The 22,534-nt window shown below is 31.2% G+C and carries 19 protein-coding genes; all 19 read left to right on the plus strand.

Going from position 1 to position 22,534, the window contains the following annotated elements:
- Window positions 1–77: 77 nt before the first annotated feature.
- Window positions 78–344, plus strand: coding sequence for a hypothetical protein (locus tag ACNQF6_RS12085; RefSeq protein WP_417966153.1), 267 nt, complete (start codon window positions 78–80; stop codon window positions 342–344).
- Window positions 345–509: 165 nt separating this feature from the next.
- Window positions 510–1,187 (plus strand): peptidoglycan DD-metalloendopeptidase family protein, encoded by a 678-nt coding sequence (locus tag ACNQF6_RS12090; RefSeq protein WP_417966154.1) that lies wholly within the window; start codon window positions 510–512, stop codon window positions 1,185–1,187.
- 1 nt (window position 1,188) lies between these two features.
- Window positions 1,189–1,665: a hypothetical protein gene (locus ACNQF6_RS12095; RefSeq protein ID WP_417966156.1), complete on the plus strand. Its 477-nt coding sequence runs from the start codon at window positions 1,189–1,191 to the stop codon at window positions 1,663–1,665.
- A 524-nt stretch (window positions 1,666–2,189) separates the two neighbouring features.
- Window positions 2,190–2,741, plus strand: a complete 552-nt coding sequence (locus ACNQF6_RS12100; protein WP_315207752.1) for a helix-turn-helix domain-containing protein — start codon at window positions 2,190–2,192, stop codon at window positions 2,739–2,741.
- Between the two features lie 39 nt (window positions 2,742–2,780).
- Window positions 2,781–5,615 (plus strand): PAS domain S-box protein, encoded by a 2,835-nt coding sequence (locus ACNQF6_RS12105; protein ID WP_417966213.1) that lies wholly within the window; start codon window positions 2,781–2,783, stop codon window positions 5,613–5,615.
- A complete protein-coding gene (locus ACNQF6_RS12110; RefSeq protein WP_417966157.1) occupies window positions 5,615–6,049 on the plus strand; it encodes a response regulator in 435 nt (144 codons plus the stop codon). Before ACNQF6_RS12105 ends, ACNQF6_RS12110 begins: the two co-directional genes overlap by 1 nt.
- A 95-nt stretch (window positions 6,050–6,144) precedes the next feature.
- A complete protein-coding gene (locus tag ACNQF6_RS12115) occupies window positions 6,145–6,969 on the plus strand; it encodes a CheR family methyltransferase (protein WP_417966158.1) in 825 nt (274 codons plus the stop codon).
- A 2-nt stretch (window positions 6,970–6,971) separates the two neighbouring features.
- Window positions 6,972–7,544, plus strand: coding sequence for a chemotaxis protein CheB (locus ACNQF6_RS12120; RefSeq protein ID WP_417966160.1), 573 nt, complete (start codon window positions 6,972–6,974; stop codon window positions 7,542–7,544).
- Window positions 7,545–7,570: 26 nt separating this feature from the next.
- Entirely contained in the window at window positions 7,571–11,158 is a 3,588-nt protein-coding gene (locus tag ACNQF6_RS12125; protein ID WP_417966161.1) for a response regulator, read from the plus strand.
- A 108-nt stretch (window positions 11,159–11,266) separates the two neighbouring features.
- Window positions 11,267–13,675, plus strand: a complete 2,409-nt coding sequence (locus ACNQF6_RS12130; protein ID WP_417966162.1) for a response regulator — start codon at window positions 11,267–11,269, stop codon at window positions 13,673–13,675.
- Between the two features lie 301 nt (window positions 13,676–13,976).
- Window positions 13,977–14,171: a hypothetical protein gene (locus ACNQF6_RS12135; protein WP_315207589.1), complete on the plus strand. Its 195-nt coding sequence runs from the start codon at window positions 13,977–13,979 to the stop codon at window positions 14,169–14,171.
- 360 nt (window positions 14,172–14,531) lie between these two features.
- Window positions 14,532–14,867: a DUF892 family protein gene (locus tag ACNQF6_RS12140; protein ID WP_417966163.1), complete on the plus strand. Its 336-nt coding sequence runs from the start codon at window positions 14,532–14,534 to the stop codon at window positions 14,865–14,867.
- A gap of 363 nt (window positions 14,868–15,230) precedes the next feature.
- Window positions 15,231–16,319 carry an alkene reductase gene (locus ACNQF6_RS12145; RefSeq protein WP_417966164.1) on the plus strand — a complete coding sequence of 363 codons (1,089 nt, stop codon included), beginning with the start codon at window positions 15,231–15,233 and terminating at the stop codon, window positions 16,317–16,319.
- 37 nt (window positions 16,320–16,356) lie between these two features.
- Complete coding sequence (locus ACNQF6_RS12150; RefSeq protein WP_417966165.1) at window positions 16,357–16,581, plus strand: beta/alpha barrel domain-containing protein; 225 nt, start codon at window positions 16,357–16,359, stop codon at window positions 16,579–16,581.
- A gap of 104 nt (window positions 16,582–16,685) precedes the next feature.
- Window positions 16,686–16,964 carry a beta/alpha barrel domain-containing protein gene (locus ACNQF6_RS12155; RefSeq protein WP_417966167.1) on the plus strand — a complete coding sequence of 93 codons (279 nt, stop codon included), beginning with the start codon at window positions 16,686–16,688 and terminating at the stop codon, window positions 16,962–16,964.
- A 251-nt stretch (window positions 16,965–17,215) separates the two neighbouring features.
- Window positions 17,216–17,689, plus strand: a complete 474-nt coding sequence (locus ACNQF6_RS12160) for a Dps family protein (protein WP_417966168.1) — start codon at window positions 17,216–17,218, stop codon at window positions 17,687–17,689.
- 407 nt (window positions 17,690–18,096) lie between these two features.
- Window positions 18,097–19,140 (plus strand): glycoside hydrolase family 130 protein, encoded by a 1,044-nt coding sequence (locus ACNQF6_RS12165; protein ID WP_417966169.1) that lies wholly within the window; start codon window positions 18,097–18,099, stop codon window positions 19,138–19,140.
- Entirely contained in the window at window positions 19,133–21,535 is a 2,403-nt protein-coding gene (locus tag ACNQF6_RS12170) for a glycosyltransferase (protein WP_417966170.1), read from the plus strand. Before ACNQF6_RS12165 ends, ACNQF6_RS12170 begins: the two co-directional genes overlap by 8 nt.
- Window positions 21,536–22,083: 548 nt before the next feature.
- Window positions 22,084–22,305, plus strand: a complete 222-nt coding sequence (locus tag ACNQF6_RS12175) for a YidH family protein (protein WP_417966171.1) — start codon at window positions 22,084–22,086, stop codon at window positions 22,303–22,305.
- Window positions 22,306–22,534 lie beyond the last annotated feature (229 nt).

Consider the following 22,534-nt stretch of genomic DNA (forward strand, 5'->3'; position numbering starts at 1 on the left):
ATATTAAATCAATTTTCTCTTTTATAGATTTAAAACAGTAAATTGTAAATCAATTAATTGGTTAATAAACATAAAATATGAAAAAAGCATCATTATTTTTAGGAATCCTATCACTACTTGCTATTGTATCCTGCAAGAAAAAAGAAGAAACTCCAGTTCCAGCAACACAAACTGAAACTTCAAGTAAAACAACTACAACAACTACAACTGTTACCGCTGAAGCGAAAGATAGCACTTCAATAAAAGTAGCTACAAATGGTGTAAGTGTCACTACAAAAGATGGGAAAACTAAAACCAGCGTAGAGCTTTCCAGTGGTGAAGCAAAAGTGGAGATCAAAAAGTAACACCCCATTATTATGGCAACAAAATGTTAGAATGCCAATATGAAATTTCATATTGGCAATTTTTTTAAAAACATTTTTCACAATTAAAAGTTATAAAACTACCTAAATTTTTATGTTGCCATTTTTTATTTTAAATTTAAGAATTATAAAAAATTAATACAAATTATGACTGCATTAGAAACTATCTTAAAAGACATCCAAAATGTAAAAGTGATAGACAAATCAATAGATTACAACCAATACATCCCATTGGATTTATCGATACAAAATGAAAAATTTACTAAACAGGCTATTGACACTGCAAATGATTTTGAAAAATATATCGAAAACTATTTAGTCGAAAACAATGCTAAAGTAGCTTTTGGTGGTTATAATGAAATTAGAAATCTGTACAAACGAAGTGATATTTTCAATGATTCTAAAACTGAGGAACGAAATATCCATATTGGTTTAGATTTATGGATAAAAGCCGGAACTCCAGTATTAGCGGCACTTGATGGATTTGTACATAGTTTTAATTACAATACGGGTGTAGGAGATTATGGTCCAACGATTATCTTAGAACATAAAATAGAAAATCAGCGTTTTTATACTTTGTACGGTCATCTTTCGTTAGAAAGTATCAGCGATATTGAAATTGGTGATATTTTCGAAAAAGGACAACAAATAGCGACTTTAGGAGATGCTGCTGTGAATGGAGATTATGCACCCCATTTACATTTTCAGATCATAGAAAAAATTTCACAAACATTTGGTGATTATCCTGGAGTTTGCAGTGAAAATGACTTGAAGCAATATTTAAAGAACTGTCCAGACCCGAATATCTTATTAAAAATTATATAAAATGAAAAAAATAATTATTGTCTTTAGCATTCTACTGCTCATTGGATGTAAATCAAAAAAAGTTATTACAACTGCTGAACCGGACAAAGCTAAAATTGAAAAACTTGGTTTGACCGAAGTTAACGAAAGCAAAAAAAATAAAGCGTATGAATTAGGAAAGAGAGTTTTAATGACTTGTAATACCTCTAAATTCAAGCCTTTCAACCAGAATGAAGCAACAGAATCTGTCATCAAAAATACGACAGAGGAAAGATTGACAAAAACCTGTACGAGATTTCGACAATATTATGGGACTTTCATTGATATTCAATTAATTGAGATTTACAACAATAATTTTGACGGAACAACTATTTTTCGTTACAAAGCATTGTATACAAAGAAAGTAGCTAATAAGGAACTTCGTGTTTCTATGAACCAAGAAAATAAAGTTTCATCTATTAAATCATTAGATTGGGTCACTCCTTTCTCGATGAAATAATTTAAAATGATACAATTAAATTCATTGCTCAAAAAGTTTTTTTTACAGTTCAGCATAACTATTTGAGTAATGAATCCGGAAAAGTCCTAAACTTTAAAGGGTATTAAGCCTATCTGATTACCAAATAATAATTCAAAAGAATCTATTCACGAATATATTTTTTTTTTGGAAATATTGTATTCAAACAACTCGTATAAATACTATTTTGCATACAGTAATTTATTATCCATATTTCAAGAATAATACAATTACAGGGTACTACTATTTTTATTATAACTCAATTCATAATCTTTCTAACTGTTTATTCGTAAATTTAAACATTATTAAAATTAGTAACTAATGAATCTGCTTTAATGACGATTCTTTTCTAATTGCTTATTTTTTTTAAAACACTATATTATTAAAATTAATAATGTGTGAATTATATAATTTTTTTTTTTAGTTATATAAGTTTTGTTGCTAAATTTTATTCGATTTTTACATAATCTGTTAAAAAAAATAATTTGAAACTATACATAAAATACATGGTCAGTAATCGCTGTAAAATGGCGGTAAAAGAGGAATTGAAAAAACTTGGACTACACTTCATGGTTGTAGATTTAGGCGAAGTTGAAATCATGGAAAACATTTCTATGGACCAAAGACAACGATTAAAAACAGCGCTTTTAGACTCCGGACTCGAATTAATGGATGATAAAAAATCCATGCTAATCGAAAAAATAAAAAATGTAATTATCCAGATGGTTCACCATTCAACAGAAAATATAAAAATTAATTTTTCTGATTATCTAAGTCAACAATTAAATCACGATTACACGTACCTATCAAACTTATTTTCGGAAGTGCAAGGGACCACAATTGAACAATTTATAATTTCTCATAAAACAGAACGTATTAAGGAATTGATCATTTATGGGGAATTAAATATCACTGAAATTGCCTGGAAAATGAATTACAGCAGTGTTGCCCATCTATCCAGTCAATTTAAAAAAGTTACCGGTCTTTCTCCTTCGCATTTTAAACAATTGAAAGACAAGAGGCGTAATCCAATTGAAGAAATTGGTAATTCAAAATAAAAAGAAATAATGTCAATTTTGTAAATACACCTAGAAAGCATAAAAAATCAAGAATCACAATACGCCAGAAGTCTTATTGAAGCTAGTTTAGATCCTTTAATTACAATAAATCCTGAAGGAAAAATTACGGATGTAAATGAAGCTACAGTAAATATTACTGGGCTGAATCGAGATGGCTTAATAAATTCTGATTTTTTTAATTATTTTACCGAAAAACAAAAAGCACGTGAAGTCTATCAGAAAGTATTTGAAAAAGGTTCTGTTTCAGATTCTCCACTTACACTGAAGCATAAAGATGGTAAATTGACAGATGTATTGTTCAATGGTTCTGTTTATAAAGATGATTTAGGGTGTGTATTAGGAGTTGTAATTGTTGCCAGAGATATTGCTGAGCAAAAATGGGCATTAAATTTAGGAGTTGCCAATAAAGAATTAGCGCATCAAAACGATGAAAAAGAAAAACGGGCAGCTGAATTAGTAATTGCTAATAAAGAACTTGCTTTTCAAAACGATGAAAAAGAAAAAAGAGCAGATGAATTAATCATTGCTAATAAGGAACTTCTATTTCAGAATAATGAAAAAGAAAAACGCGCAGCTGAATTAGCTGTTGCCAATAAAGAACTTGCTTTTCAGAATGATGAAAAAGAAAAACGAGCGGCAGAATTAGTTGTTGCTAATGAAGAGCTTGCTTTTCAAAATAAAGTGAAAGAAAAACGAGCGGCAGAATTAGTAATAGCTAACGAAGAATTAGCGTATCAAAATAATGAAAAAGAAAAACGAGCTGATGAATTAATCATTGCTAACAAGGAACTTCAATTTCAAAACAAAGAAAAGGTAAAACAGCAAATTGCTACTAAAGAACTGGAAGAACTTAGTTACGCAGCAAAATTAGCTTCCCAATATTCTCTTAGTCTAATTGAAGCAAGTCGGGATCCATTGGTCACTATAAACACCAACGGTAAGATTACAGATATGAATGAGGCATTGGTAAATATTACGGGTATGACGCGTAACGAACTTACAGATTCTGATTTTTTTGATTACTTTACTGAGCAACAAAAAGCTAGGGAAGTATATCAAGAAGTATTCGAAAAAGGTTCTGTTGCTGATTCTCCGCTTACACTTCGCCACAAAGAAGGTAAACTAACGGATGTATTATTTAATGGTTCCGTTTATAAAGATGATAAAGGAAACGTAGTTGGAGTTGTAATTGTAGCTCGAGATGTAACTGATCAAAAGAGAGTTGCTTCGGAGCTGATAGAAGCCAGAATATTTGCTGAATTAGCCACAGAAATTGCTGAAGAAGCTAAAATAAATGCCGAAAGTGCTACTATCATAGCGGAAAATGCAGTAAAAGCAAAACAACAATTCTTGTCTAATATGAGCCATGAAATTCGTACGCCGATGAATGCTATTATTGGATTTACTAAAGTGGTTTTAAAAACAGAATTGACAACCAAACAAAAAGAATATTTAAACGCAATAAAAATGAGTGGCGATGCATTAATCGTACTCATAAATGATATACTTGATTTAGCAAAAGTTGATGCCGGCAAAATGACATTTGAAAAAACACCTTTCAAAATGAAATCTTCCATAGCTGCTATGCTTCATTTGTTTGAAACAAAAATTCAAGAGAAAAATTTAAAATTAATTAAGGAATATGATAATAAAATTCCTGATGTTCTAGTAGGAGATCCAATTCGTTTGCATCAAATTATCTTAAACCTAGTGAGTAATGCTGTAAAATTTACCTCAAAAGGAAAAATTATAGTAAGTGTTCATTTATTACATCAGGATGAAGATAAAGTGATAATTGAATTTGCAGTAACAGATACAGGAATTGGTATCCCAAAAGAAAAAACAGAGAAGATATTTGAAAATTTTCAACAAGCCTCCAGTGGCACTTCAAGATTATATGGAGGAACAGGATTAGGTCTTGCCATAGTAAAACAATTAGTGGAACCACAAGGAGGTAGCATTCGGGTTAGAAGTACCGTTAATGAAGGATCTACGTTTAGTTTTACATTGAGTTTTCAAAAAACTAATGCAGAAGCTGAATTAGAAAATGAAATCATGGAATTAGATAGTGAAATAAAAAACATTAAAGTATTAGTTGTCGAGGACATTCCTCTTAATCAATTGCTAATGAAAACATTGTTAGATGATTTTGGATTTGCCAGAGACATTGCTGAAAATGGCAAAATAGCAATCGATAAACTAAAAGAAAACGATTATGATATTATTTTGATGGACTTACAAATGCCAGAAATGAATGGATTTGAAGCTACAGAATACATCCGTAATACAATGAAATCAAAAATTCCAATTATTGCTTTAACTGCTGATGTCACCACTGTGGATTTAGCTAAATGCAAAGCCGTAGGAATGAATGATTATATTGCAAAACCAATTGACGAAAGACTCTTATACAGTAAAATTGTTGGAATATTAAAGAAACCTAAACTCGCAAAACTTGCTGCACAGTTGAATGAGAATTTAGAGGATAAAAAAATAAAATGTATTGATTTAGTTTATTTAAATCAAAGGACAAAATCGAATCCAAAATTAATGATGGAAATGATATCACTTTATTTAGCACAAACGCCTCCTTTAATCAATACAATAAAACAAAGTTTAGAGGAGAAAAATTGGGACTTATTAGGAGCTGCTGCACATAAAATGATTCCATCCTTTTCAATAATGGGCATCAGTACTAATTTTGAAAATATTGCAAAAAACATTCAGGAATTTGCAATTGCACAAGAAAAATCAGACGGAATAGAGGAATTAGTTCTACAACTTGAAGAAATTTGTTTACAAGCATGCCAAGAATTACAAGAAGAATTTAACATAATCAAAAATACCATATAATGAAAAATGAAACTAAAATAAAGATTTTCCTAGTAGATGATGATGCATTATTTTTAAAATCTTTAGAAATTGAATTTTTAGAAAATGCTGATTTTATAGTAGAAACTTATTCTACAGGAGAGTTATGCATTGCTAATATAAATAACAATCCCGATGTAGTGATTTTAGATTATCAACTTGATGGTATCGTAGAAAATGCCATGAACGGAATTGAAACATTAGATAAAATTAAAGATTTTAATCCAGAAATTCCAGTTGTAATGCTATCCTCTCAAGATAAAATTGAAGTAGCTATAAATTGCATGCACCATAAAGCTGTAGACTATGTGGTGAAAAGCGAAACTGCTTTTGTTAGGCTGCAAAAAATTATTACTTCTGTTTTTAAATATCAAAAAATGGAAAAGGAATTAAATTGGTATATGGACAGGATGTAATGTGTTTTACAACATAGTTTTGTATAAAATTAATAATAGATTTAGATTAATCATTTCTGATTTGGTCAAAAATTAAAACCAAAATTGTTAAAAAAATGCGGTATAAAGACACCTCAGATTTGGAAATTTCATTGTTATTAGAAGCTATTTATAGGAAATACGGTTATGATTTCAGAGAATATTCCCAAGCCCATATTAGGCGCAGAATTATGAACAGAATGTCAGTATCTGGATCAGAGGATGTTTCTCAAATGCAATCTAGGGTTTTAAATGATGAAATATTCGCCTCTGAACTCTTACAGGATTTATCAATTACTGTAACCGAAATGTTTCGTGACCCTATTTTTTATAGGTCATTACGAGAAAATGTTATCCCCGTTTTAAAGACTTACCCCTTTATAAAAATATGGCATGCAGGCTGTGCTACTGGAGAAGAAGCCTACTCCATGGCTATTATTTTACAAGAAGAAGGCTTGTATGACAGAACAACCATTTATGCTACTGATTTTAACCAAATGGCTTTGAACCGAGCAAAAGATGGGATTTTTTCGAATAAAATGATAAAAGAATATACTTCTAATTATCAATTAGCTGGAGGAAAAGAATCATTTTCAAGTTATTATACTTCTAATTATGATAACGTCATCATGAATCAATCCTTGAAAAAAAACATTGTTTGGGCCAATCATAACTTGGTAACTGATCGTGTATTTGCAGAAGTAAACTTGATTTTATGTCGAAATGTACTGATTTATTTTGATAAAAATTTACAAAATAAAGTCCAAACCCTTTTTTATAACAGCCTAATCAATGGTGGTGTTTTATGTTTAGGATCTAAAGAAAGTTTACGTTTTTCCGATTTGTATGAGCAATATATTGAGTTAGACACGAAACAACGAATATTTAAAAAGAAATATTGAAAATGCATTATGAAGCAATTGTAATAGGCGTTTCTTCCGGAGGTATGAATGCTTTGAAAATTATAAGTTCTACTTTACCGTTAAATTTCAATATACCAATCATCGTGGTACAACATTTAAGCGCTCATTCCGATAGCCATTGGATAAATCTTTTAAATGAAAAAAGTCATCTGCATGTAAAAGAAGCAGATGAAAAAGACAAAATTGAAAAAGGTACCATTTATATTGCTCCTCCTAATTATCATTTGCTGATTGAAAAAGATAAAACCTTATCCCTTACTATAGACGAACGTGTAAATTTTGCAAGACCGTCAATCGATGTATTATTTGAATCAGCAGCCGAAGCCTTTAGCAATAAATTAATTGGAATCGTGCTCACAGGATCTAATAGTGATGGGACAAAAGGAATTAAACGAATAAAGGATTGTGGAGGTCTGGCCATTATTGAAGATCCAAAAACAGCAGACTCTGAATACATGCCAAAGTCAGCAATCGCAGCTATTGTACCTGATTATATTGTGTCATTAGAGAATATGGTTACGTTACTAATAAAAATAAATCAACAAGAAAAATAATCCGCATCAACTTTACAAATAGCAAAATGAAAATGACTCTAGGAAGAAAAATAGTAATAGGATTTATTGCTTGTGCTGTAGTACTTTTAGGAGTTGCTATTTTCTCTTTTAAAAATACTAAAAAATTTGTCGCTTCAAATACTCTGGTAAATGTTTCCAATCAGGTATTATATGAATTTGAACAAATACTCATGTCTTCTGTTGATGCAGAAACAGGCGTACGAGGTTATGTCATTACGGGCGATGATAATTTTTTGAAACCTTTTACAACTGCCAATATAAAAGCAATTGAGAAACTTGAAAAAGTAAAGAAATTAACTAAAGACAATCCCAATCAGCAGAACAACATTGAGGAACTTGAGAAACAATTAAAAATGCGGTTTGACAATTTAAACACTTGCATAACCTTACGTAAAGACAATTATGAAAAAGTCAGAGCATTTATTGCTTCGGGCGAAGGAAAAGAAATACAAGATGAAATAAGAAAAATAGTTGACGAGTCGCAGGAATTAGAACGCACTTTACTTGCTCAAAGGATACAAGACAGTGCTGACGATGCTATTAAATTTAATATTGTATTTGCTGTTTTATTACTAGTTATTGTTATGATTCTTATCGTTGTATATACTATTGTTACCACAAATTTAAAAGCCCTTAAAAGCTCCGAGTCTGAAACTGCAAGCAAAAACTGGTTGCTTACCGGTAACTCAGCACTTAATGAAAAATTAATAGGAGATCAAAGTATAGAGCAGTTGGCAAATAATATGATAAGTTTTCTTTGTACCTATTTGAAAGCTAATATTGGTGCTGTTTACTTGTTTAACGAAAACGAAAATGCGCTACTGCTTAGAGGCAAATTTGCTTTTTCGTCTGGTAAAGACACTAGTGTTAATTTTAAATTAAATGAAGGATTAATTGGTCAGTCAGCTTGGGAACAAAAGCAAATATCATTAACAGATATATCTGATGATCAAATTCGGATTACTTCGTCCGTATTAAACGCAAAACCAAAACATTTGCTGATTACCCCTTTTTTGCATGACGGAAAAACCATAGGCGTAATAGAAATAGGCAAGCTTACTGATTTTAATGAAACCGAAAAAGAATTTATCAATGTTTCTATGAACAGCATTGCTATAAGCGTTAATACTATTCAACAAGCTGAAGAAAAAGAAAAAAGAGCCGCAGAGTTAGCCATTGCTAACAAAGAGCTTGCCTTTCAAAATGAAGAGAAAGAAAAAAGAGCCGCAGAACTAGGAATAGCCAACGAAGAACTTGCTTATCAAAATGAGGAAAAAGAAAAACGAGCTGCAGAATTAGGCATTGCAAATAAAGAACTTGCCTATCAAAATGAGGAAAAAGAAAAACGAGCTGCAGAGTTAAGTTTTGCAAACAAAGAGCTTTCAAATCAAGCAGAAGAACTTCAAATACAACAGGAAGAACTTAGACAGCTGAATGAAGAATTAGAACAACAAGCCCAAAATCTTAAACAACAGCAGGAAGAACTGCAAATGACTAATGAAGAATTAGAAGAGCAGACCCAATCATTAGAAGAAAAAAACAAAGAAGTTGAAGCTTCAAAAAATGATATTGAAAAAAAAACCAAGCAACTGGAAATTAGCAGCAAATATAAATCAGAATTTCTGGCAAACATGTCGCATGAATTAAGAACACCACTTAACAGTTTGCTTATTCTATCCAAAGATTTATCAGAAAACAGGAAGAAAAACCTAGATGATATTCAGGTTGAAAGTGCGGAAATAATTTATAAAAGTGGTCATGATCTTCTAGTGCTAATTAATGAAGTATTAGACCTATCCAAGATTGAAGCCGGAAAAATGGCTATAAATATTGAAAAAGTAGCACTGAAAAACTTTACAGATAATCTTCTTCGTGATTTTAAACATCAGGCGGAGCAAAAAGGATTAAAAATAGTTTGCAAATTAGCACCAGGAATACCTGAATATATCCACACTGATTCACAACGTTTAAATCAAATACTGAAAAATCTTTTATCCAATGCTGTAAAATTTACTGAGAAAGGAAGTGTAACTATAAGTATTGACCCAAATACGGTGACTACTTTGAACATTTCTGTTACTGATACAGGAATAGGTATATCACAAGACAAGCAAAGTGCCATATTTGAAGCTTTTCAGCAAGCCGAAGGCGGTACTTCCAGAAAATATGGCGGTACAGGATTAGGACTTTCTATCTCACGGGAACTAGCAAAATTACTGGAAGGAGAAATAAAAGTAAAAAGTAATTTAGACAAAGGATCTACTTTTTCACTCATTATTCCACTAGAAATACATCCTACACAAGAGTCTGTCAATGAAATTCCATTGAAACCTATTTCATATACACCACGGTCCGTAAATGACATCAACTATCTAAACTATCCAACTATAAAAGACGATAGAGATACCATAAACACAGATGATAAAATAGTGCTCATTATTGAAGATGATCAAAATTTTGCGGCTATACTTTTAAAACAGGCTAATAAAAAAGGATTCAAATGCTTGTCAGCTTCTTCAGGAGAAGATGGTTTATTGCTTGCTGTAAAATACAAACCTCAAGCAATAATTCTCGATATGGGTTTACCAGGAATCAAAGGAAAACAAGTATTGCATGAACTAAAAGAAAATCCTTCTGTAAGACATATACCAGTGCATATTATATCGGCAAATGACCGTTCGCTGGAACCAATTAGAGAAGGTGCAGTAGAATATTTAATGAAACCGATATCTAAAGATGGTCTGGAAGAAGCTTTCATAAGGATTGAAAATTTTGTGAATAGAAAAATAAAAAATCTTTTGATTATTGAAGACAGCGAAAATTCCAGAAAAGCCATGAAAATACTCATTGGTAATGGTGATGTTGAATGTTACGAAGCAGAAACAGGAAAAGAGGCTTTAGAATTATTTGAGCACAATCATATTGATTGTATCATATTAGACATTGGATTACCTGATATGACTGGTTTTGAACTTATTCAAAAACTGGGAGATGTAAAAGCTCACAACCTACCACCAATTATTGTTTACACCGGAAAAGAGCTTACAAAAGAAGAAAACAATCTTCTTCACAAATATGCAGAGAGTATCATTATAAAAGGTATAAAATCCGAAGAACGATTGCTGGATGAGACTGCTCTTTTCCTTCACCGAACGATTAGCAATTTACCAAAATCAAAACAAATGATGATTAATAATTTGCATGATAAAGAAGCAATATTTCATTCCAAAAAAATATTATTAGTTGATGATGACATGCGAAATGTTTTTGCATTATCTAAAATATTACAAGAACGTGGAATGGAAGTTATAAAATCAGAAGACGGAAAGAATGCATTGAATAAGCTGGATGTACATACTGATATTGATCTAGTTTTAATGGATATTATGATGCCTGAAATGGACGGTTACGAAGCAATGAAACGAATACGATCTCAAATAAAATTCAGAAACTTACCCATAATTGCCCTTACAGCTAAAGCCATGAAAGACGATAAACAAAAATGTATTGATGCAGGTGCAAACGATTATATCACTAAGCCCATTGATGTTGAACGATTGTTATCATTGATGCGCGTATGGTTAAGTAAATAATAACATCACAAAGGTGGGATATCCCCAATGTCATTTAAGTTACATTTTTTTGTTAGTATTTAACATTACTAGATACTCTACATTCAAACTTTTATTTTACAATTAGAAATGAAAATAAATAGCCCAGTTAAAATTTTATTGGTCGATGATTTGCCCGAAAATTTGTTTGCTTTAGAAGTGATACTTTCTAATGAAAATTATTTATGTGTTAAAGCAAATTCCGGTAATGAGGCCCTAAAAATTCTGTTACACCAACAAGATTTTGCCATCATATTAATCGATGTACAAATGCCAATGATGGATGGATTTGAAACCGTAGAATTAATTCGCCAAATTGAAAAACTGAAACATGTTCCGATTATTTTTTTAACGGCGAGCATGGATAATTCTCAACAAATTTTTAAAGGCTATCAGGCAGGTGCTGTAGATTATATGATAAAACCGCTATCGCCAGAAATATTAAAAGCAAAAGTGGCTGTTTTTGTAGATTTACATACTAAAAATCAGGAATTATTAGTTCAAGCAGAACAACTAAAAAAACTTAATACAGAACTTATAGACCAAAAATTACGTTCTGAATATTCTCTTAGTCTTATTGAAGCAAGTCATGACCCTTTATTTGCAATTAACACAGAAGGGAAAATAACCGATTTAAATAATGCATCGGTAAAAGTAACTGGTATAACACGTCATAAATTAATTGGAACCGATTTTTTTGATTATTTCACTGAACCGCAAATGGCACGTGAAGTATATCAAAAAGTGTTTGAAAATGGATTTGTTGCTGATTCTCCACTAATTCTTCGTCATAAAAATGGCAAATTGATTCATGTATTATACAATGGATCAGTATATAAAGATGATAAAGGAAACGTTATGGGAGCAGCAATTGTAGCACGAGATGTGACCAATCAAAAGATAATTGAAACAGAATTGATTGAAGCGAAAGTTTTTGCGGAAAACTCCACAATCATAGCTGAGAATGCCGTAAAAGCCAAACAGCAATTCTTGTCGAATATGAGTCACGAAATCCGTACGCCAATGAATGCAATCATCGGATTTACAAAAGTGGTTCTCAAAACAGAGATTACAGATAAACAAAAAGAATATTTAAACGCAATAAAAATAAGTGGAGATGCCTTAATCGTACTTATTAACGACATACTCGATCTGGCAAAAGTAGATTCGGGCAAGATGACATTTGAGAAAACACCTTTCAAAATGAAGTCTTCCATTGCTGCCATGCTTCATTTATTTGAAACCAAAATTCAGGAAAAAAACTTAAAATTGGTTAAGGAATACGACAGTAAAATTCCTGATGTTCTGGTGGGAGATCCTATTCGTTTGCATCAAATCATTTTAAATCTAGTTAGTAATGCCGTAAAATTTACATCTAAAGGAAAAATTACTGTTAGCGTTGATTTATTGCATGAAGATGATGATAAAGTAATACTCAAATTTGCAGTAACTGATACAGGAATTGGCATCTCCGAGGAAAAAATAGGGACAATATTTGAAAATTTCCAACAGGCAAACAGCGAGACCTCTCGATTGTATGGTGGAACTGGTCTGGGTCTTGCTATTGTAAAACAATTAATAGAGCCTCAAAACGGAACTATTCGTGTAAATAGCACTATTGATAAAGGGTCAACATTTAGTTTCACATTACCTTTTCTAAAAACAAATTCCGATGTAGAATTGGAAAATGAGTTGGCAGAAATAGATTCAGAAATGAAAAATATTAAAGTATTAGTAGTAGAAGATATTGTTCTAAATCAATTGCTAATGAAAACACTTTTAGATGATTTTGGATTTGAGCATGAAATTGCCGAAAATGGTAAAATTGCGATTGAAAAACTTCAGGAAAAAGACTACGACATCATACTGATGGACTTGCAAATGCCAGAAATGAATGGATTTGAAGCTACAAAATATATTAGAAACACAATGCATTCAACAATTCCAATTATTGCATTAACCGCTGATGTTACAACCGTTGACGTGGATAAATGTAAAGCTGTGGGAATGAATGATTACATTGCTAAACCAGTTGATGAAAGAGTGTTATATAATAAAATTATAGGGACATTAAAAAAATCTAAACTTGATAAAAAAGAAAAAATTAGTACTGTTGAAATTGAAAAAACAAAATACACTAATTTAGAATATTTACATCATAGGACTAAATCAAATCCAATATTAATGATGGAAATGATCTCATTATATTTAGCACAAACTCCTCCATTAATAAGCACAATGAAACAAAGTTTAGCCGAGCAAAATTGGCAATTATTAGGCGCCGCTGTGCATAAAATGATACCGTCTTTTTCAATAATGGGAATCGGTTCAAACTTTGAAAATATAGCAAAAAAAATTCATGAATTAGCCACAGCACAAGAACAATCAGAGGGGATACACGACTTAGTATTGCAACTTGAAGAAGTTTGTCTGAAAACTTGTATCGAATTACAGGAAGAACTTAACACAATTAAAAGTGTTGGAACACAAAAAGAATAAGCCATTAGTCAAAAAAAGAACAAACCACCACTCTATTATGAAAAAAACCTTACACATCACTGATTATCATCTATTTAAAAACAATTAATTTGTTTGAAGATTTATTAGATTAGCTTTAAACTGTGAATCATATAACTTTTATTAACAATTGTATAAGACTTTGACTATTCAATCACAATACATTTGTAAAGTAGTTAGTACCTCGTTAAATCGGAATATTAATTAATTAAAAGTGTTTGTTTAAAACTATTTCAGTTAAAAACTCACATCTAAAAAGTATAAATCTTTAAAAAATAAAAATATGAATCTTAAAAGAATTTTTGGAGCATTACTTACGGCACTTGGAATAGGTGGTCTTATTTACACCGCAATATTATTTGCTGGAACATCTGGCGACATGACAGATGTTAAATCACTAATTATTTACGGTGTACTTGGTATTATTTTCTTCGTTTCAGGAATTAGCTTGGTTCGTACAACTAAAGACGAATCATAAAATTACAACATTTTCTTTACCAATATTTTTTGATATTTAACACCTTTAAACTGGGGAACAAAATAATTTAGATTAGCTTTTAAACTTTATTCTCCTGATGCTGCGTTAAAAATACCTCAAACAAATTTAGAATTGAATCGTTGCAATTTATAGCTACAATAGCTTCTCTCCGCTTTTTTAAAACAGTCAAGAGAAGTTATTTGCGATATGTAAAATACCTCATTTTCTTTATTAAACTCTCCTTTATAATATTAGTATATGTGTGAATCTTATAACTCATTGTAAAAATTATATAATGAATTTTAGATTTAAAAACAGAGCTTTACTAAACACCTCTAAACAATAATTAAATAGAAACTGATGAAAAGTACAGCCACCAAAACTATTAAAAAAATAAAGTTGCAAGTAGGTAAAGGAAATTCACAAAATACTATACTTGAGACAAAGGAAAATTGTCGAAATATTTTTGTAGACGAGTTAAAAGAAATTTATTTTAGTGAAAAAGCACTAATGCTATCCATACCTGTAATGATTAAGAATGCAACTACTGATGAATTAGTCGATGCGCTTAAAGTACATTTGCAATTTACATTAGATCATCTAAAACGCTTAGAAGATTTTTTTTGTTCAATTGGCGAAACAGAAATTATACTAAAATATAATGCAATGTATGGATCAATTACACCTAAAGGATAAATAAATCAGTAATAGTGCATAGGCATAAAACAACACTGCCATTTTGTTAGATAGTTTGTTTTCTGGTTTGCCAGGTTGGCGTAACAGCATCAAGAACATAGGGGTTTTCCAACCTTCCGCCTATGACCAACGAAGTGGTACACGAGCTTGATACCTGTTAATCAGAAGATTTTAAAAGAGAATAGTATCTAACTTAATTTTTAAGAGCAATTTTATTTATGCAATATAAACTGCATGAATAGAATTGTTTTTAAGATTATAATTGACTTTTTTAGAGTGTCTTATATAATCAATTATTTCTTTTTCCAATAAAGATACCAATAAATATAATGATCTTTTATCAACTTTTTAAGTTTTAAAAACATGAAAAAAAATCCATTATTCACATCAAAAAAAGTAGGCTCTATTGATTTAAAAAATCGAATTGTTATGGCTCCCATGACCCGATGTAGAGCAATTGGGAATATTCCTAATGAATTAATGGCAAAATATTATCAGCAGCGCGCAAGTGCAGGATTGATCATAACAGAAGGAACTTCTCCGTCACCAAACGGTCTTGGATATGCTCGAATTCCTGGAGTTTTTAATACGTCACAAATTGAAGGTTGGAAAAAAATCACCAGCGCAGTTCATGAAAACGAAGGTAAAATAATCATTCAATTGATGCATTCCGGAAGAATCAGCCATCCGCTTAATATGTCTAAAAAAGCGGAGATATTAGCACCGTCTCAAGTCAAAGCAGCGGGGCAAATGTGGACTGATTCACAAGGGTTTAAAGATTTTACAGTACCAAAAGAAATGAAAGTCCAAGATATTTTGACTGCGAAAGAAGAATATGTAACTGCAGCAAAAAATGCTTTATCAGCAGGTTTTGATGGTGTAGAACTGCATGGAGCAAATGGATATTTACTGGAAGAATTTCTGTCGCCCGTAAGTAATATCAGAACAGACGTTTATGGTGGAAGCATTGAAAACAGATGCCGTTTTGTTATTGAACTTGCCACTGCAGTTGCACTAGCTATTGGAAAAGAAAAAACGGGTATTCGTTTATCACCTTATGGAGTAGCAAGTGACATGCCTCATTATACTGAAATAGAGGCTACTTATGATTATTTATCTAAAGAACTCAACAAGCTGGAAATAGCATACATTCATCTTGTAGATCATTCCGCTATGGGAGCACCGGAGGTTCCTTTGGAAATCAAAAAAATGATTCGTCATAATTTCAAAAATACGCTAATCCTTTGTGGTGGTTATAACAAAGAAAGCGCCAAAGAGGCTATTGAAAGTGGACTTACAGATTTGGTTGCTTTTGGTCGTCCCTTTATAAATAATCCTGATTTAGTAGAACGATTAGAAAACAATTGGCCTTTATCCCAAGACCTCAACATGGACTTGTTTTATAGTGCGGATGAAAAAGGATATACTGATTATCAAGTATACAAAGGTTAATAAAAGTATCTGATTTGGTGCTAAAACAGATCAAATCATGTTTAGAAGTGTTCGAGACGCTTGGAATATGGAAGCTGTAGCTGTGGGCGCAACTGTTTACTTTGGCTCAGCGGAATCAGACAGACAAATTATAGCAATAGCAAAAGCTTTTGAAGAAGCGCATAATTTAGGTATGGCAACCATACTCCAGTGTTACTCGAGAAATGATGGGTTAATAAAAGACAATGTCTATTATAATACCGCTGCTTATATTACCTGTTAAGCCAATTACTTAGGCGCTTCCATTCAGGCTGATATTATTAAACAAAAGCTACCTACTAATAACGGCGGTTTACGGCAATAAAATTTGCCAAAACAAACCCTTATATGTATACCAAACTAGCCAGCGATCATCCCATAGACTTATGCCGCTATCAGGTAATGAACTGTTTCTCTAGACGAATCAGTATGATTAAATCCGGAGGTGAATATAAAGGCAAAACTGATTTGGCTGAAGCCATAAAAACTGCGGTCATTAATAAACGAGCTGGCAGTGCCGGAATGATTATGAACCGAAAAGTTTTCCAACATCCCTTTGACGCAGCCGTAAAGCTGATAAATGCTGTTCAGGAAATTTGCCTTAATCAAGAAGTTTCTATTGCATAACGTATGAATTTATAAATGGATAAAAAACGTCAAAAACAAAACAAAACACTGATTATATAGCTTTTACAACAACATAAAGTGTGAATCATGTAACTTATTTTTACAATTTTATAATACTTTTAGGAAGGAATAAAATGACCTTTGTACTATTATAATACTTTACTAATTGTTGTGCACAGTTGAAATAATTTCAATAAACCAATACAAATAGTTAAAAAGTAGCATCTATCAAATAATAAAATAGAGAAAATATGAAACCACAAATTGGAATTACACAAGAGCATTTAAAAAATAGCATTTCTATCCTATCATCAGTTTTAGCCAATGAAATGACATTATATGTTAAATTAAGAAAATTTCATTGGAATGTTTCTGGCGAAAGTTTTATGGAATTTCACAAACTATTTGAAGGTCAATATACACAACTGGAAGATTCAATAGATGAAATTGCAGAGCGCATCGGCAAATTAGGAGGAAAAACTATTGGTACAATGAAAGAGTTTTCAGATTTAACTATAATTAAAGAGTCGCCTAATCATTACCCATCTCAAAAAGAAATGGTTACAGAATTATTAGAAGATCATGAAACAGTTATTATTCATCTTAGAAAAGATGTTGATATAAGTGCCGAAGAAAATAAGGATGCTGGAACTGCTGATTTCCTCACTGGTCTAATGGAAGCACACGAAACAATGGCTTGGACATTAAGAAGATATTTAGAATAATAGAAAATATAAACAAATGGAAAATTCAGAAAACGAAGTTTATTCAGCTTCAAGAAGTCATTGTAGAGTTGGTAAAATAACTCCTAAAACAATTGAGGAAGATAAATCTACAACAACAGTAGATTTATTAAAATAGTAAGGTTAGGTTGGTTTTTTTAGGTTTGGTTAAGGGCTATTGTTTTTACAATAGCCCTTTTTGGTTCTTATAATTAAAATATTTTTTTTTGATAAAAAACATAACAATCTTAGTGTCTATAACAGTGAATAGTATAAATAATTTAAAAATTTATATAACACATTTAACGGATAAGAAATCGACCTTTATATTCTTAGTTAAGTACATGCATTGTCCAAAATCATAATTTCACTTAAGGGTTATCAAATAATCTTTTTCATAAACAATTACTATGGTAGCAGTTAAAAAAGAAGGCATTATAATTGAAAAAACAGCACTCGATTTTGAAAATGAAGCTGTACTAAATCCTGCATCAATAAAAGAAGGAAATAATGTCCATCTCTTTTACAGGGCAGTAAGCAGTGGTAATTTTTCAAGTATTGGCTATTGCAAATTAGACGGTCCACTTACTGTTGAAAACCGAAACGAGACCCCAGTTATTATCCCTGAATTTGATTATGAGTCTCATGGTGTTGAAGATCCTCGCATTGTAAAAATCGATGATTTATATTACCTAACTTATACTGCCTATGATGGTATAAATGCTTTGGGTGCTTTGGCTTTTTCCAAAGATTTAATCAAATGGGAAAAACAAGGCATTATCGTGGCACAAATAACCTATCAGGAATTTGTTGAACTTTCTGAATCTCATAAACCAAAAAGTGAAAAATACTTTCGCTATAATCGACAGAGAGCCGTGCGAAGAAAAGATGGAGGAAAAGTGCTCCTTTGGGATAAAAATTTAATTTTCTTCCCAAGAAGAATTAATGGAATGCTTTGCTTTTTACATCGAATAAAGCCTGATATCCAAATTGTTGTTACTGTAAATGAAATAGCGGAACTCACACCTGAATTTTGGGAAAATTACTTTATGAATTTTGAAGATACTATTCTTTTAACACCAAAATACGATCATGAATCAAGCTACATCGGAGGAGGCTGCCCTCCTATTGAAACGGAATTTGGTTGGTTATTAATATATCACGGTGTAGAAGATACTATAAAAGGCTTTGTTTATTCCGCCTGCGCATCATTACTTGACTTAAACAATCCTCAAAAAGAAATTGCGCGGTTACCCTATCCTTTATTTAAACCTGAACTAAGTTGGGAATTAAAAGGAGACGTAAATAATGTATGCTTCCCATCAGGCACGGCTTTATTTGGTGATACGCTCTATATCTATTATGGTGCGGCTGATAAGCGCATTGGCTGTGCTTCTCTTAATCAATCTGAATTACTAAAAGAATTAATGCTAAACACTATAGATCATGATTAATAAAATCATCCTTAAACGTCAAAATATACAATCCATAAATATTTCAAAGAAAACTTATGGAAATGTGTTAAATAATTCACTCCATCAAGACACAAAAAAAGAGTTGCCTGAAATACTATTTATCACAACATATCCTCCAAGAGAATGTGGTATTGCTACGTATTCTCAAGACTTGATTAAAGCGCTGAATAATAAATTTCAGAATTCTTTTAAAATAAAAATTTGCCCTTTGGAATCTAATAATGAGCAACATAATTATACTGATGCCATAAAATACATTCTCAATACAGATCATCCAAATGCCTTTATCAACTTGGCAAATCAAATTAATATTAATAATAATTTACAAATGGTCTTGATTCAGCATGAATTTGGATTATTTAAAAACAATGAAGCTAGTTTAAAACAGTTTACAAAAACACTTAAAAAACCTGTAATTATTGTTTTCCATACTGTACTCCCTAGACCAAATCCATCATTAAAAACAACTGTTCAAGATATAGCAGGAGAAGCACATTCAGTAATTGTAATGACAAATTCAGCTGCAGAGTTATTAGTTAAAGATTATGGCATAGCAATAAATAAAATAACAATAATTCAACACGGAACTCATTTAGTTCCTCATTCTGATAAAGAGGAATTAAAAATAAAATACCAATTAGAAGGAAAAAAAATTCTTTCGACTTTTGGGTTATTAAGCTCTGGAAAAAGCATTGAAACTACTTTAGAAGCATTGCCTAGAATAGTAAAAAAAAATAAAGATGTGGTCTTTTTAATTATTGGAAAAACCCATCCTTCAGTGTTAAAAGAAGAAGGCGAAAAATACCGTTTGATGCTTCAAGCTAAGATTGAAGACTTACAACTTCAGGAGCATGTTCAATTTATAAATCATTTTCTGCCTTTACCCGAACTCTTAGAATACCTACAACTTACTGATATTTATCTTTTTACTTCCAAAGACCCAAATCAAGCCGTAAGTGGTACTTTTTCATATGCTATCAGTTGTGGCTGCCCAATTATTTCAACTCCTATTCCCCATGCATGTGAAGTATTGAAGAATGATGTAGGAATGATTATTGATTTTGACAATCCAAAACAATTAGCTCAAAAAACAAATATGCTATTGCTTGATGAGCCGTTAAGAAAAAATATGGGTTCAAACGGGATACATAGAATTGCTCCTACCGCTTGGGAAAATGCGGCAATTGCTCATGCCATGTTATTTGAAAAAATTGGACAGAAAAACTTCAACTTACAATATAAACTTCCAAAAGTCAATCTTGATCATATAAAAAAACTTACCACTTCTTTTGGAATGATTCAATTTTCAATGATTAATCAACCGGATATTGATTCTGGATATACATTAGATGACAATGCGAGAGCCATGGTAGCATTATGCCAACAATATGAATTGACAAAGGATTATAATGATTTAAAATACATACAGATCTATTTCGATTTTATAAAATATTGTTTGCAACCCAATGGATATTTTCTAAATTATATAAATGAAGAATATAATTTCACTAAACAAAATTACAAAACAAACTTAGAAGACTCAAATGGACGAGCTATTTGGGCTTTAGGCTATCTAAATTCAATTAGCGGCATTCTTCCCGAAGAATTAGCTAAAGATGCTGCTCTTACCATGGAAAGTGCATTAGAAAATGTTTTTGAATTTCACTCCACACGAACAATGGGTTTCATAATCAAAGGAGTGTATTACTACAATACAAAAAGCGCGTCACCACAAAACATTGCTATAATTAAGAAATTAGCTAACAGGTTAGTGCAAATGTACAAACATGAAGCAGATAAGGAATGGGATTGGTTTGAAAGTTATCTTACTTATGGCAACAGCATTTTGCCGGAAGCAATGCTTTGTGCTTGGTTAGCCACAGACAAATTAATTTATAAAGAAGTTGCAAAATCATCCTTTGACTTTCTTCTTTCCAAAATTTTTATAGAAAACAGGATTCAGGTAATTTCTAATAAAGGATGGCTGAAAAAAGAAAATCAATTGGTTCAGAGTCCTATAGGCGGCGAACAACCTATTGATGTAGCATATACTATTCTGGCGTTAGGAAAATTTGCTACTGTTTATAAAAATGAGGAATACCTCGAAAAAATGGAAACAGCTTTCAACTGGTTTCTAGGAAATAATCATTTGCACCAGATTATGTACAATCCTTGTACTGGAGGTTGTTATGACGGATTAGAAGAGGATTATATAAATCTAAATCAAGGAGCGGAGTCAACAGTGAGCTATTTGATGGCACGATTAACAATAGAAAAATCATTTAAAAAAGAAGAAAAAACTATTCCAGTACACATTGGAAATCCAAATAAGTTAGCAAAATTCCCTTCAATAAAAATGAATCTTACTCATTAATATAATTTACAAGTATGTAAATTATGTAATGTTTAGCTATTGTAATACACTATTTTTTCTAAACTAAACAACTGAAATTTAAACTATTGTAATTAATTACAATATCAGTTACGTCACACAACACTAAAAAATTATGAAAACAACAAAGGAATTAGGTGTCTGGATGGCTCATTTAATATAATTTACCAATAATCATTTTGAAATATAAACCAATGAATCTGAACTTGGCAATCAGGAAAAAATTGAAAGTTTAGCGAAATCTGAAAATTCAAATTTTAATACAGAAAAAAAACAACTTTTTGAATACTATAAAAAAATTGGAGAAGCCGTAAAAATACAAACGCGTAATTCTTTTTGGACCAACTGATTCAAAAATAAAACTCTTTGATCTCTTGAGTGAAGACAGCGTTTTTTTTTAAATTAAATTCGATATTAAAGACACTGAAAAAATAGACTAAAATCAGCAACATAGTTTTGTCAAAGAATACTTTTCAAGAGCATAATCCAAACTTTATACCATTATAAATCAACTTAAAAACTTTTAAAAAATGAAAATAAAAACCATAGGAATCGTCATGATTGTTTTAGGAATAATTATGTTAATGTACACTAGTTTTAATTATGTAACAACCGAAAAAGTAGTTGATATAGGTCCAATTCAAATCAACAAGGAAGTTAATCATCCCATAAAATGGTCTCCTATTATAGGAATTATACTTGCTGTAGGTGGTATTGTTTTGATTGTTGTGGGCACTAAAAAAGAAGCTTAATTCTGATGCTGAAATTTCAATTTATTGAATGTGTGAATAATGCAACTTTAAAAAATAGTTATATAACACATTTAGCGACATTCATAATGACCTTTGCAAAGCAGGTAATCTAAAATAAATATAGTACAGTATAATCTAGTTTAATCACTGATAAAATATAATAAGATGAATACAGAGAAATCAATTGTGGTATTAAATAATCTTATTGAAAACAATACTGATAAAATTT

Source organism: Flavobacterium pasteuri (assembly GCF_048286615.1).
GTDB lineage: Bacteria > Bacteroidota > Bacteroidia > Flavobacteriales > Flavobacteriaceae > Flavobacterium.

Coding starts and splice junctions, on each gene's coding strand:
- ACNQF6_RS12140 (WP_417966163.1), top strand. CDS start 14,532: ATGAAAAGTACAGCCACCAAAACTATTAAAAAAATAAAGTTGCAAGTA.
- ACNQF6_RS12090 (WP_417966154.1), top strand. CDS start 510: ATGACTGCATTAGAAACTATCTTAAAAGACATCCAAAATGTAAAAGTG.
- ACNQF6_RS12165 (WP_417966169.1), top strand. CDS start 18,097: ATGGTAGCAGTTAAAAAAGAAGGCATTATAATTGAAAAAACAGCACTC.
- ACNQF6_RS12145 (WP_417966164.1), top strand. CDS start 15,231: ATGAAAAAAAATCCATTATTCACATCAAAAAAAGTAGGCTCTATTGAT.
- ACNQF6_RS12095 (WP_417966156.1), top strand. CDS start 1,189: ATGAAAAAAATAATTATTGTCTTTAGCATTCTACTGCTCATTGGATGT.
- ACNQF6_RS12160 (WP_417966168.1), top strand. CDS start 17,216: ATGAAACCACAAATTGGAATTACACAAGAGCATTTAAAAAATAGCATT.
- ACNQF6_RS12125 (WP_417966161.1), top strand. CDS start 7,571: ATGAAAATGACTCTAGGAAGAAAAATAGTAATAGGATTTATTGCTTGT.
- ACNQF6_RS12110 (WP_417966157.1), top strand. CDS start 5,615: ATGAAAAATGAAACTAAAATAAAGATTTTCCTAGTAGATGATGATGCA.
- ACNQF6_RS12100 (WP_315207752.1), top strand. CDS start 2,190: ATGGTCAGTAATCGCTGTAAAATGGCGGTAAAAGAGGAATTGAAAAAA.
- ACNQF6_RS12170 (WP_417966170.1), top strand. CDS start 19,133: ATGATTAATAAAATCATCCTTAAACGTCAAAATATACAATCCATAAAT.
- ACNQF6_RS12135 (WP_315207589.1), top strand. CDS start 13,977: ATGAATCTTAAAAGAATTTTTGGAGCATTACTTACGGCACTTGGAATA.
- ACNQF6_RS12085 (WP_417966153.1), top strand. CDS start 78: ATGAAAAAAGCATCATTATTTTTAGGAATCCTATCACTACTTGCTATT.
- ACNQF6_RS12115 (WP_417966158.1), top strand. CDS start 6,145: ATGCGGTATAAAGACACCTCAGATTTGGAAATTTCATTGTTATTAGAA.
- ACNQF6_RS12130 (WP_417966162.1), top strand. CDS start 11,267: ATGAAAATAAATAGCCCAGTTAAAATTTTATTGGTCGATGATTTGCCC.
- ACNQF6_RS12155 (WP_417966167.1), top strand. CDS start 16,686: ATGTATACCAAACTAGCCAGCGATCATCCCATAGACTTATGCCGCTAT.
- ACNQF6_RS12120 (WP_417966160.1), top strand. CDS start 6,972: ATGCATTATGAAGCAATTGTAATAGGCGTTTCTTCCGGAGGTATGAAT.
- ACNQF6_RS12175 (WP_417966171.1), top strand. CDS start 22,084: ATGAAAATAAAAACCATAGGAATCGTCATGATTGTTTTAGGAATAATT.
- ACNQF6_RS12150 (WP_417966165.1), top strand. CDS start 16,357: ATGTTTAGAAGTGTTCGAGACGCTTGGAATATGGAAGCTGTAGCTGTG.